This is a genomic window from Tranquillimonas alkanivorans (genome assembly GCF_900115595.1).
GTDB classification, from domain to species: domain Bacteria; phylum Pseudomonadota; class Alphaproteobacteria; order Rhodobacterales; family Rhodobacteraceae; genus Tranquillimonas; species Tranquillimonas alkanivorans.
Genome location: NZ_FOXA01000038.1, coordinates 15630 through 28562 on the forward strand (window position 1 = coordinate 15630; position 12933 = coordinate 28562).

Consider the following 12933-nt stretch of genomic DNA (forward strand, 5'->3'; position numbering starts at 1 on the left):
GCGAATCTCGCGAAATCCAGGCGCTTCCTCTTCACCCAGTCCCTGATGGTCCCCTCGGGGTCCGCTGCTTGCTCAGGTCGAACCCCGCTAAAACGCCGGCATGTTTTGCTACGGCAACCGCGGCCAGTCACGCAGCACCGAGCTCTCCCCGATCGTGGACAGCCCGCCAAGTGTCACACCCAGTCCTGGCTCAATAATCGAGAATTGATCCGGAAGAGAAAATCAGGCGATAACGCGCACAACCGGAACGTGACGCGAGCCAACGCGCGATGGCAGGGGACAGCTGATGACGATCGAGAGGACGCTCTTTGCGGCCGCCGACAAAATGCGCGGGTCGATGGACCCGGGCGAGTACAAGCACGTCGCTCTCGGACTGCTCTTTCTGCGCTACATCGGAGTGGCCTTTCAGCGGAAGTACGACGAGCTCCTGCCCGAGGGGGAGGACGTGGCCGAGGACGTCGACGAGTACCTTGCCGACGGCATCTTCTGGGTGCCTGAAGCCGCGCGCTGGAGCACTTTGGCTGCGAACGCGAAGGACAAGGGCATCGGCGTCAGGGTAGACGATGCCATGCGCGCCATTGAGGCCGACAATGAGCAGCTCAAGGGCGCGCTCCCCAAGGTCTTCGGGCGCGAGGCGCTCGATCCGTCAATCGTCACCGGTCTGATCGACCTCTTCTCGAACATCGAGTTCGACGGCACGCCGCGCGATTTCGACCTGATCGGCCGCATCTATGAGTATTTCATCTCGGAATTCGCCAGCAACGAGGGCAAACGCGGCGGCGACTTCCACACGCCAAAGCCGGTCGTCGAGCTCATCGTCCAGATGATCGAGCCAGTGAAGGGTCGTCTGTATGAGCCGTGCCATGGGTCCGGCTCCTTTATGGTGCAATCAGAAAATTTCCTCGAGGCACACAGGTATCGCCGGGCAGACCTCGCCATCTATGGGCAGGAGCGGAACCACACGACCTACGGCCTTGCCCGGATGAACCTCGCTATCCGCGGTATCGTCGCCCGGCTCGAATGGAACGCCGAGGGCACGCTCCTGCGCGATGCGTTCCCCGACGAAAAGTTCGACTACGTCATGGCCAATCCGCCGTTCAATGTATCGGACTGGTCGGGGGACATCCTGGCCGAGGACAGGCGTTGGAAGTTCGGCACGCCTCCTGTCGGCAACGCGAACTTCGCCTGGATGCAGCACATCTACGACAAGCTGGGCAGCACCGGCATCGCGGGCGTGGTCATGGCCAATGGCTCCATGTCGTCCATGTCCTCGGGCGAGGGCGACATCCGCCGGGCCATGGTCCAGGCCGAGGCGGTGGACGCCATGATCGCCCTGCCTGGGCAGCTCTTCTACGGCACCCAGATCCCCGCCTGCATCTGGATTCTGGCGAAGGACAAGTCGAACGGGGTGGCGAAGGATGCCAAGCTGCGCGACCGGCGCGGCGAGGTGCTGTTCATCGACGCCCGCAAGATGGGCGCGCTGGTGCCGGGATCGCGCAAGCAGAAGGAGTTGTCGCGCGACGAGATCGGGCGCATCGCCACCGCCTACCACGCCTGGCGCGGAGAGCCGGACGCGGGCGCCTATGCCGACGAGCCGGGTTTCTGCCAGGCGGCCTCCATGGAGGCGATCGCGAAGCACAACTACGTCCTGACCCCGGGCCGCTATGTCGGCGCCGGCGCGGCCGAGGAGGACGGAGAACCCTTCGGGGAGAAGTTCGACCGTCTCACGGCAGAGCTTCGGGCGCAGTTCGCCGAAGGGCGGCGGTTGGAGCAGGAGATTGAGGCGCGGCTGGAGATTCTTTCATGAAAGGCAAACTCCGCCTCGGCGATCACTGCACGAAGATCGGGAGCGGCGCGACACCGCGTGGCGGAAAATCGAGTTATCTCCCGCATGGTCCTTTCTCTCTCATCCGCAGTCAGAATGTTCTTAACGATCGCTTCAGCAAAGAGGGCCTCGCCTACATCAACGAGGAACAGGCCCGGAGACTGGACAGCGTCGAGGTTTGCAGGGGCGACGTCCTTCTCAACATCACCGGCGACAGCGTCGCACGGGTCTGCCAAGTCGCTGACGATGCGCTTCCTGCACGCGTCAACCAACACGTCGCAATTATTCGCCCGGACTCGGCGACGATTGATCCTCGATACTTACGATACTTCATGGTGACGCCAAGTTTTCAGGATTTCCTGATGTCGATGGCGTCCTCCGGGGCGACGCGGAATGCGCTCACCAAGGGGATGATCGAAGATTTCGAGATACCGTATCGACCTATTGAAGAGCAGCGCGAGATAGGCACTCTTCTCGGCGCCCTGGATGACAAGATCGAACTCAACCTTCGGATGAGCGCAACTCTGGAGGAGATGGCGCGGACGCTCTATCGGTCCTGGTTCGTGAACTTCGACCCCGTCCACGCCCGCGCCGTCGGCCAGTCCCCCGCCCACATGGACGCCACCACCGCCGGCCTTTTCCCCGACAGCTTCGACCCTGTCGGCCTGCCGAAGGGGTGGAGGGAAGGAGAAGTCGGCGATCTGATCACGCTACAGCGTGGCTTCGATTTGCCGAAGAAAGACAGGCTCGATGGCCCTTACCCGGTTATGGCTGCTGGAGGGCACCATGGCACCCACAACGAGTTCAAGGTGAAGGGACCGGGCGTCACGACTGGCCGAAGTGGCGTCATAGGTCAAGTCTATCTCGTGACCCATGATTTCTGGCCACTCAACACATCATTGTGGATCAAAGAATTCAAAGGGTGTTCCCCCTATTTCGCGTATTTCTTCCTTGGTGCATTGGATCTCTCAGCATTGAACTCTGGGTCGGCAGTTCCATCACTCAATCGTAATAATGTCCACAATCTTCCCGCGGACATCCCGCCAGCTAATATCATCTCGGCATTCGATGGCGTCGTATTGCCAATGTTTTCTCGCCAGCACCAGTTGGATTCAGAAGTAGGAGTGATTGTTGCCCTGCGCGACGCTCTTCTCCCCCGCCTCATGTCCGGCCAGCTCCGCATCCGCGAGGCTGAAAAACAGGTCGAGGAAGTCCTGTGACCGTCGAGGATACCGAAGCTGTGTCGCATCTTCGGCAGGTCATTCAGGATTTCGCTGACGAAATCATTTTTGCCCATGCCGTCGAAATCCTAAAGGTTTTCACTCGGCGTCCGTTTCTGAACATAACTGGTGATTATTTTCATTGGCCTTATGCAGGCGAAAAATCCCGCTTCTCCTTTTCCGATGAGATTTTCTGGGTCATGAAGCACGAGCATGTGCCAGAACTCGCCATCTGGGGATATCAGTCCGAAATCAATGCGGAGGCGCATCGACTCGTGCGAAGACTATCTGATGCGGAGGAGAGGTTTCTTATTGAGGCCTGCTGGCCAGAAGACATTAGGTCCCAGACCCATCCACAAATGATTGATACGATCGTTGCGGCAATTCAACGCAAGGTCTTCGCAGTCGTCCGCGATCATGACGCTGAAATCCTTGAAAGTGAGTAAATGTTCCAGATCGACCGTTCCGCTAATCGCCTACGCAAGCTCGAACGCACCAGCTTCTTGGAGGTCGGGTTTCGGGAACGGGAGCATCTCCAGGAGTGGCTGGCGACCATGCCGGACGCCCTCTGCGAGGCGATGAGCGAGGGCGAAGACGGACTGCTAATCATCCAGAAGGAGTTCGACGGGTTCGATGGCACCCGGGAGCGCCTGGACCTGCTTGCATTGGATCGGGCCGGGCAACTGGTCATCATCGAGAACAAGCTGGACGATTCCGGCCGCGATGTCGTCTGGCAGGCCCTGAAATATGCCGCGTACTGCTCCAGCCTAAAGAAGGCCGAGATCGTCGGAATCTTCCAGCAGTATCTCGACCGCCATGGCGGCGGCGACGCGGCCGGGCTGATCTGCGAGTTCCTTGGAGAGAACACGCTGGACGAGGTCGTGCTGAACGACGGCACCAACCAGCGCGTCGTCTTCATCGCGGCGAATTTCCGGCGGGAGGTGACGGCCACGGTACTCTGGCTGCGCGAGCATCAGATCGACGTGCGCTGCATCAAGGTCATGCCCTACAAGTTCGGCGAAGAACTCTTCATCGATCTCCAGCAGGCGATCCCGACGCCCGAGGCGGCCGACTATATGATCCGGATGGCCGAGAAGGACAGCGAGGAGAAGTCGGCCAAGGGCGCCCAGAAGTGGAGCCATCAGATGCGGCTCGAGTTCTGGGAGCAGGTCCTGGAGGCGCTCCGCAGCGCCGGGCTCGAGCGATGGCAGAACATCACCCCATCGCGGGATCACTGGCTGAATTCGGGCATCGGCGTGTCTGGCGTCACGCTGACACTCATCTTCCTTCGCCAAGAAGTTCGGGTCGAGTTCCAGTTGAATCGCTCGGACCGGGACGAGAACAAGTGGCTCTTCGACCGGCTTGCAGAAGACCGGGAGCGGTATGAGCAGAGTGTCGGAGAAGAGCTGGAATGGCGCCGAATCGACGACAAGAAAGTCAGCATGGTGGTCTGCAAGACCCCGGTCCAAGGCTACAGCAAGGAGAACTGGCCGGAGATGATCGCCTGGCTGGTCGACCACTACCGGAAGATGGACCAGGCCTTCTCAGAGCCTGTACGAGGGCTGGCGGCGCGCATGAAGCCCGGTGGAGGTAGGTGATGGCCTGGAATTCGGAATCGGACCTCGAAGACTGGATGATGGGGAAGCTGGCGGGGCTGGGCTACGCCGCCGGTTCCGGCGCCGAGATCTCTCCTGAGAAGCGCGATCCGGAGCGCCGTAGCTTCCACGAGGCGATCCTGCGCAAGGTCTTCGAGAAGGCCGTACGACGCTTGAACCCCGGTCTGCCCGACGGTGCGGTGCAGGAGGTGATGGCGCGCGTGACCGACGAAGTTTTCGCCGGCGACCTGATGGCCGAGAACCGCCGCCTGCACGGAGTCATCACCGGCGGCGTCCCGATCACATATTTCAGCCGTGGCGAGGAGCGCCACGAGCGAGCGCGACTCGTCGACTGGAGCGACGAGGACAACGCCTGGCACGCCTTCAATCAAGTCGACATGGTCGGGCGTAACCCGCGCATCCCCGACATCGTGATCTACCTCAACGGACTGCCTCTGGTTGTGGTTGAGCTGAAGGGTACCGAGGGCGCGGACATCGAGGCGGCCTACAATCAGATCGAAACCTACAAGAGCGACATACCGAGTCTCTTCCGGACCTCCGTCTTCTCGGTGATCTCTGACGGACTGAACGCGCGATATGGCACGCTCTCTGCCGGTCTCGATCGGTTCATGCGGTGGCGCACGATCGACGGCGAGACGCTCCTGTCGGAGCGCGAGGGTCTCGCCCTCAACACCTTGACCGAGGGGCTTCTGAACCGGTCCGTCCTGCTCGACATGCTGCGCTGGTTCACGGTGTTCGAGGATGAGGGCAAGGGGCCGATCAAAAAGGCGGCCGGCTACCACCAGTTTCATGCGGTGCGGAAGGCCGTCGAGTCGATAACCGGCGCCCGCGGGGACGACGGCAAAGGTGGTGTCATATGGCATACGCAGGGCTCCGGGAAGTCGCTCCTGATGACTTTCCTGGCGGGACGAGCGATGCACTTGGCGGAACTGGAGAACCCGACCCTGCTCGTGCTGACCGATCGCAATGACCTGGACAACCAGCTCTTCGGCACCTTCGGTCGATGCAAGGACCTTCTTGGGGAGACGCCGGTTCAGGCGGATAGCATCGAGGATCTAAAGACACTGCTGAACCGCCAGGTGGGTGGCATCGTCTTCTCGACCATCCAGAAATTCCGGCCGGAGCGCGGCCAGGACTTCCCGCAGCTCACCAGCCGCTCGAACGTCATCGTCATGGTCGACGAGGCGCACCGGACTCAGTATGGCTTCGAAGCCCGAATGGATCAGAAGACCGGGGAAGTCCGGCATGGCTTGGCGCATCACCTGCGCATGGCCTTGCCGAACGCCGTCTACGTCGCGTTCACGGGCACGCCCGTGGAACTGGTCGGGGCGAACACGCGGGCCGTCTTCGGCGACTACATCGACGTCTACGATATCGCTCAGGCCGTCGAGGACGGGGCGACGGTGCCGATCTATTACGAGGGCCGCGTTGCCCGCGTGGACATCGCCGAGGAGCTGCGAGACAACCTCGACGAGGAGTTCGACGAAGCGACCGAGGCTCTGCCCGACGACGAGGCCGGTGCGGTCGCCAGGAAGTGGTCTCAGATCGAGAAACTGGTGGGCGCTGGTCCGCGCCTCAATGCCGTGGTCGCGGATATCCTTGAGCATTTCGATGCTCGGCTTGAGGCCATCGACGGCAAGGCGATGATCGTCTGCATGAGCCGGCGGATCTGCGTGGAGGTCTACGAGCGGATCGTGGCAGCTCGCCCGGAGTGGCATTCGGAGGCCGATGAGGCTGGCGCGGTGAAGGTCGTGATGACTGGAAACGCCGCGGACCCGCCGAACTTCCAGCCGCATATTCGCAGCAAGGCGAAGCTGGAAGCCCTCAGGAAGCGGTACAAGGACACGAGCGACCCCCTGAAGCTGGTGATCGTTCGCGACATGTGGCTGACCGGGTTCGATGCGCCCTGCATGCACACGCTTTACGTCGACAAGCCCATGAAGGGACACGGCCTGATGCAGGCGATCGCGCGGGTGAACCGAGTTTTCGCCGGCAAGCCCGCAGGTCTGGTGGTCGACTACATCGGTCTTGCCGCCGACCTGAAAAAGGCGCTCGCGCATTATTCCCAGGGAGATCAGGCGCAGACCGGTGTCGACGAGCGTGAGGCTGTCGCGGCCTTCCTGAGCGCGCTCGAGGTCGCCCGGGGGTTGTTCCACGGGTTCGACTATTCCCGGGCTCTCGGAGGCACGGCAGCAGATCGCCTCGAGATCCTGCCGGCGGCAGCAGACCATGTCCTTCAGCAAGCACGCGAGGATGGACGGGAAAATCACGAGGATTTCGGCAAGCGTTTCCTTGATGCCGTGGCGGCACTTGCCAAGGCCTTCAAACTGGCTGCCGGGTCGCCGGAGGCCAAGGAACGCGCCGAAGAAGTCGCGTTCTTCCTTGCGGTCAGGTCAGCGCTCCAGAAGCTCGACGTGAAGGGTGGCGGGGGAAGGAGTTCCTCACCGGATTTCGCGATCGAGCAGTTGCTTAACCGGGCCGTGGCCTCGACCGAGGTCGTCGATATTCTCGCGGCCTGCGGGTTCGACCGCCCCGACATCAGCGTCCTGTCGGAGGAGTTTCTCCTCGAGATCCAGCACATGCAGCACAAGAACCTCGCGGTGGAAGCCCTCAAGAAGCTCCTGAATGGGGAGATCAAGGCGAGAACCCGGGGCAACATTGTCCAGAACCAGAAGTTCTCGGAGCGCCTGACGGACGCCATCGCCCGATACCACAATCGCAGCGTCGATGCCCTACAGGTCATCCAGGAATTGATCGGGATGGCGAAGGACCTGAGGGCCGAGCCCGAGGACGACATGTCCGAGGCGGAGAGGAGCTTCTACGACGCGCTCGCCCGGAACGAGAGCGCGGTCGAAGTCATGGACAACGACCAGCTCAAGGTGATCGCGGGCGAGCTCGTGCGATCCATCCAGGAGAATTCCGGCGTCGATTGGTGGCAGCGGGAGGACGTACGGGCCCGGATGCGAGTGGCCGTGAAGCGCATCCTGCGCCGATTCGGCTATCCCCCGGACCTGCGGCCGGAAGCCGTTCAACTGATCATCAAGCAGGCGGAGGCCATGGTCCGGCTCACGGCTTGAGAACCCCAGCTAACCGCTCGGCTCGAACCGCGCAGCTGTCTACGGCACTCTCACGCGCCTGAGCAGGCAGTTAGGTAAGTCGGAGGATGAAACTCTGTATTACGTATTAAAAAGCTTAGTCGATAGACCCTCACCAGGAGACTTCATTCTCCTGGAGGACGACTGGGACGACTGGTTCACCTACGAGACGAAGTATGCCCTGCATCACTGCGACGAGAATGGAAAAATCCACGAAATTGGTTCGGTTAAGATCGGCCAATTCGGCATGGAGAAAGGGCAGCGCAGGCCAAAAATTCCCGAAAAATTCGAAGCCCTTGGAGGCGAGTTTTTTTCGATCGGGCAGAGGAAGAGCTACTACAGCACGCTGCAGGAATTGGGTCTATTAGATCAAGTTTTGGATGACCTGCGGGACATTGCGTATGACAATGACCTATTCCGCAAGGCGCGCCACGAGGACGTCTTTGATATGTCCTTGCTTCGAAGTGTGAAAGAGACGACCGTTCTCGGAGAATATGCGAGAATCATTAGTGGAGCCGCCCCCCTCACCCCCTATAATTTTCGCTACAAGGGACCTGCCCAGCTTTCGGAAAAGCATGACCCGGTCGAACTATCTTTTAAGGTCACTCCGGAATCTGATCCACCATCCAACATTCATGTTCTTATAGGTAGGAACGGGATTGGCAAGTCTTTCTTGCTGAATGCAATGGTTCGCGCCCTTGTTGCGGATGGCACGCACGAGGAAGACGACGGGAGATTTTACGATGAGGAGGGCCTGCTGGACGATGACGACATATTCTCTTCAATAATATCAGTAAGCTTTAGCGCGTTTGACAAATTTGAGCCACTATCCGACCGGATGACTTCCAGAAGCGGCATCGGATACGCCTACGTCGGGCTAAAAAAGAAGAAGCGCAGCCAGTCGGATGATCCTGGACTGAAAGATATCTCTGCTCTCTCTCGAGAGTTTAGCATTAGCGCGAGGAAATGTCTCGACCGCGGGAAGCTTACCCGGTGGCAACGCGCTCTGGACATGCTGGAGTCTGATCCAATCTTCAAAGTCTCTAAGATATCTCATCTGGCCGAAATTGATGATGTTGAGGAATTTAGAAAAACCGCATCCTCTCGCTTTAGAGATCTCAGCTCAGGGCACAAGATAGTTCTCTTGACCATTACGCGACTCGTGGAGCTTGTGACTGAGAAAAGCCTCGTTCTTCTCGATGAGCCAGAGGCGCATTTGCATCCGCCATTGCTTTCCGCTTTTGTGCGCGCCCTTTCCGACTTGCTGAATAATAGAAATGGCGTCGCAATCATTGCAACGCATTCTCCCGTCGTTCTGCAAGAGGTTCCGGCTGACTGCACATGGCTTCTTGAGCGCCACCATACACTCATGACAGCCGAAAGACCATCAGCCGAAACCTTCGCCGAAAATGTAGGAGTTTTGACGCACAGAATCTTCGGCTTGGAAGTCGAGGAAGCCGGTTTTTACAATCTTATTCGCGAAGCAGTTCTCTCCCTTGGTGACTACGATGATATCATCGGGAAGTACGGCGGAAATATCGGATCTGAGGGGCGCGGCTTGATACGGAGTTTGATTGCCGTCCAAAACAAGAGGTCTCAAAAGTAATGTGGCGACTTCAAGCGCCTCGCCACACCGATGCCGAGGCTTACGACGCATCTCGGTCCCGATTGCGCAATACAAACAATATTCGCACTCGACTGCTCGCTGCACGCGAAAAAATTCTTGAGGCAACTGACGACTACCGGGACAAGGGCACACGCCAGCTTCTATACCGGATTGCGGCGCATGAGGAGGCTCCAGGTGAAATAGCCAAGGATGAGATGATCAGGTTGTACGAAAGCGGCTTGCGTAGAGTGAGTGCTGGCCGATACATCTACGATTCTATAATGGCGCTGGCACCAAACGGTCGCTGTCCTTATTGCGGCCATCGTCGGGTAAGGCAGCTGGATCATTTTCTCCCTAAGTCAAAATATCCGACTTTTTCTGTGGCTCCGCTGAACCTTGTGCCATCTTGCTCCGACTGCAACAGGGACAAGCTTTCTGGAGATGCCGATGAAATCGAGGACCTGCCGCTCCACCCCTATTTCGAAGATGTGGACGGCATGACTTGGCTGAAGGCTGAGATAATCGAAGGGCCGACTGCAGTTTTTTTGTATTCGGTCGATCGTGATTCGGGATTAAATATTGGTGATTGCAATCGCCTTGAGGGGCAATTTGAGGTTCTCGGTCTTGATGAGCTTTACTCCACAGAGGCCAATGATCTTCTTAGCTCTATCCGTCTGAGTTTGCGGAGGATCTTTTTGGCTGGAGGTCAGAATTCCGTAAGAGACTATCTGCGCGGTGAATATGAATCTGCATTTGCCGATAGGCGGAACTCTTGGCGGACGGCATTTTTCGAGGCCTCTCACCAAAATGAATGGTTCTGTGGCGGCGGCTTTGAAGACCCGGATCTGGAATAAACGCGTTACCTGTTCGGCTGCGGTCTTTCTGCCGATCTGAGACCGTATCCGCAGTAGGCGCGGGGCCTTTTTGCCCTGCTGCGAAAAAAGACCTATCTTGCATTTGGAGGACAGAATGCGAACTCCGAGAACTCCATGTTCTTCCCGGACCTCGTGAAACACGACTACGTGGCCCCGCAGGCGACCGGCAGGCTCTCAGTCGGCTTAGGAGCATCTCCGTTGAAGCTGAGAGCCGCCGCGAACGCTGCCGCGTGGTCCCTCGATCATATACGAAGCATGACCGTGCCCATCGGACACGTCCTGCCAAGCGGCATTCCTATCCTGTGCCTCGCACCGGCGACGCCCGGCGCCGGTGGCGTCCCCCCCCAGAGGCGAGGCGCGAGGCGCCTCGGCGCCGTGGGACACCCTGACGCTAAGCCATTGGCCTATATGACCCGCATTCGACCTGCGCGTGGGGCACCTCTGCCCCTATTTTATTTGGGTTTGGGGCGCTTCTGACCGTCCCACACGGGATCCTGATCTCTGGCGGCGAGGTCACCGTTACCAAGCTCTTCGTGAACAACACGAGCGGGAAGATCGGGCTCGTCGGGTACTGGGACACGGTCGCCTTCGACGAGTTCGCCGGCAAGGCGAAGAAGGTGGACACTCGTAGACATCATGAAGAACTACCTGGCGAACAAGTCCTTCTCGCGCGGGATCGAGACGCTTGGGGCGGAGGCATCGGTGGCCTTCATCTTTCGCCGCGACGCCGACCTTCACCGATCTGGTGCGCGATCTGGCGGATGGACCCGCGCAGGAGGGCACGGACAGTACGCCCGGTCCGGTAACGATCGTCTGGGGGCGGAACGACCGTCTGTTGCTCCCACGACAGGCCCAGCAGGCGATGGAGGCCTTCCCCAACGCGCGACTTCACTGGGTGGAGGACTGCGGTCACTACATTCCATGGGATGCGCCGGCTGAGACTCTGCGCCGGATCCGGCTGGCTACCGGCCGGTGAAACCGCGACTGCGGCCGGATGTCGGCTGGGGGCAGCCGTCGGCTTCGGCCGCGCGCGCCGGCTGCAGCGCTGGCGGCCGCTTGCCGGCGAGCTGGAGAGGTCCGCGTGCGGGGCGGGAGAAGAGGGAAGGCGAACGAGCGGGGACCTGCGGTGGGTTCGACAAGCGTCCCTCACCGTCTGGGATCCCCGCTTCGCCCGGGACCCGCGGGCCGACCGAGCCCCCCGCGGCTCATCAACGACCGTTGATGGCGACTCGGCGCGCCTCGGGGCGGCGCGGCACGAAGACGCCGGCGCGGGGCCGTCTTGCAAAAGGTCACAAGCTACGTCACGACGTCGGTCACATCGCCGGAATCGCAGCGGACTCGCAGAGATTTCCGCGTGTTTTCAGGGACCTTCGGGGATGGCTCCCACCCCTGCCGCCGGAGCCAACTAAGCGTACAGGTCTATGATAAATAGACGGATTTGGCGGGCCTTTGAAGGCGACCTGCCCAACAACCCTCCCAAAACCCGCGTATGATCATGAGAATGGCGGTTAGAGATCCGTCCACGGCGGTGAGGGGGAATTCTCGCTGAGCGAGAAGGATCTTCATCGTGGAACCGTATGGTGGGGTCCGGCTGGCGTGCCGCGAGGGCATGAGCCAGCGCGAGGCGCCGCGCTGCGGGAATTCGCGCGACAGAGGGCGTAAAGAAGTTAGCGTTCTCTGTGCCGTCCTGATGAGTGGCGGACACACCCATTGCAGGATGCTCCCGGTCGGCCAAACTCCCGCCACGGCTGAGTGATCGCAACGCCGTCGCCTGTGATCAAGACGTCTTCCGTCGCCCGGTTGACTACCTACCTGCGGACGCAGGACATCTCTCCCGGCGTCGCCCCGCCGCCGAGCAGAAAAAACCATCATCTTCAGCAGGCGGTGGCGCACGTGGCGGGCGGTTCTGGGCGGTGTCCGGACCTTCGCCGCAGAGGCGAGATGCTTTGGGCGAATCGGCAGAAGCGGACGTTGGCCCGCCGGCACATCGAATTCGGCATGAAATGGTGAACCGGCACGAGGATCCCGGGGTTGATCCGTCGCGGCAAGCCATTCGCAACTTTGGAGAACCCTCATGGGGACCATGATCAAGGGCATTGTAGTGGGCGTGTTCGCGACGCTCCTTGTCGGCATCGCCGGTTGGCTGACCGTCGTCTACACGGGGGCCTACAACGTGGCAGCCTCGGACCGGCATTTCGACGCTGTCCGATGGACCCTCGATACGACGATGCAGCGTTCCATCGCGCGTCGGGCGGACGGGGTTGAGTTGCCGGAAAGCTTTCCGGCCGAAAGCGTGGCCGAGGGCGCGGGGAGTTACGCCGAAAGCTGCGCGCACTGCCATGGCGCCCCCGGCCGGGAGCCTGCCGGATGGTCCCGGGGCATGAAGCCCGAGCCGCCGCACCTGGTCGAAGCCGCTGCAAACTGGACGCCCGAGGAAATCCGCTGGATCGTCGAGAACGGCATCAAGATGTCCGGGATGCCGGCCTTCGGCGCGGAACACGGAGCCGAGGAGATCGTGTCCATCACGGCTTTCGTCTCTCAGTTGCCGGGTCTCTCGCCGGAGGATTACGCGGCTCTGGTCCCGGACGGTGGCGGCGCGCACAGCAGTGGTGAGCAGAGCGGTGGCGCGCACGGCGGTGGCGCCGAAACCGAATAACGACGAACGAGGGAAACAGACATGTCCTACATCCGCTTTG

At 60.3% G+C, this 12933-nt stretch carries 9 protein-coding genes; all 9 read left to right on the forward strand.

Features of this window, described 5'->3' with window-relative positions:
- The first annotated feature begins 286 nt into the window (after positions 1-286).
- The 9 genes from BM162_RS20295 to BM162_RS20330 all read left to right on the forward strand — a co-directional run bounded on the left by BM162_RS20295 (position 287) and on the right by BM162_RS20330 (position 12893).
- Positions 287-1807 carry a type I restriction-modification system subunit M gene (locus BM162_RS20295; RefSeq protein WP_093425502.1) on the forward strand — a complete coding sequence of 507 codons (1521 nt, stop codon included), beginning with the start codon at positions 287-289 and terminating at the stop codon, positions 1805-1807.
- Positions 1804-3045 (forward strand): restriction endonuclease subunit S, encoded by a 1242-nt coding sequence (locus BM162_RS20300; protein ID WP_093425503.1) that lies wholly within the window; start codon positions 1804-1806, stop codon positions 3043-3045. Before BM162_RS20295 ends, BM162_RS20300 begins: the two co-directional genes overlap by 4 nt.
- Entirely contained in the window at positions 3042-3491 is a 450-nt protein-coding gene (locus BM162_RS20305) for a hypothetical protein (RefSeq protein ID WP_093425505.1), read from the forward strand. Before BM162_RS20300 ends, BM162_RS20305 begins: the two co-directional genes overlap by 4 nt.
- Entirely contained in the window at positions 3492-4643 is a 1152-nt protein-coding gene (locus BM162_RS20310) for a DUF4268 domain-containing protein (RefSeq protein WP_093425506.1), read from the forward strand.
- Complete coding sequence (locus BM162_RS20315; protein WP_093425508.1) at positions 4643-7738, forward strand: type I restriction endonuclease subunit R; 3096 nt, start codon at positions 4643-4645, stop codon at positions 7736-7738. Before BM162_RS20310 ends, BM162_RS20315 begins: the two co-directional genes overlap by 1 nt.
- Before the next feature lie 265 nt (positions 7739-8003).
- Positions 8004-9362, forward strand: a complete 1359-nt coding sequence (locus tag BM162_RS20320; protein ID WP_218153150.1) for an AAA family ATPase — start codon at positions 8004-8006, stop codon at positions 9360-9362.
- The gene (locus tag BM162_RS22550) at positions 9362-10216 is read left to right on the forward strand and encodes an HNH endonuclease (protein ID WP_143096248.1); all 855 of its coding nucleotides are present in this window, start codon (positions 9362-9364) and stop codon (positions 10214-10216) included. Before BM162_RS20320 ends, BM162_RS22550 begins: the two co-directional genes overlap by 1 nt.
- Positions 10217-10922: 706 nt before the next feature.
- Positions 10923-11213, forward strand: coding sequence for an alpha/beta fold hydrolase (locus BM162_RS23580; RefSeq protein WP_143096249.1), 291 nt, complete (start codon positions 10923-10925; stop codon positions 11211-11213).
- Positions 11214-12311: 1098 nt separating this feature from the next.
- Complete coding sequence (locus BM162_RS20330) at positions 12312-12893, forward strand: c-type cytochrome (RefSeq protein WP_093425511.1); 582 nt, start codon at positions 12312-12314, stop codon at positions 12891-12893.
- Positions 12894-12933: the final 40 nt, after the last annotated feature.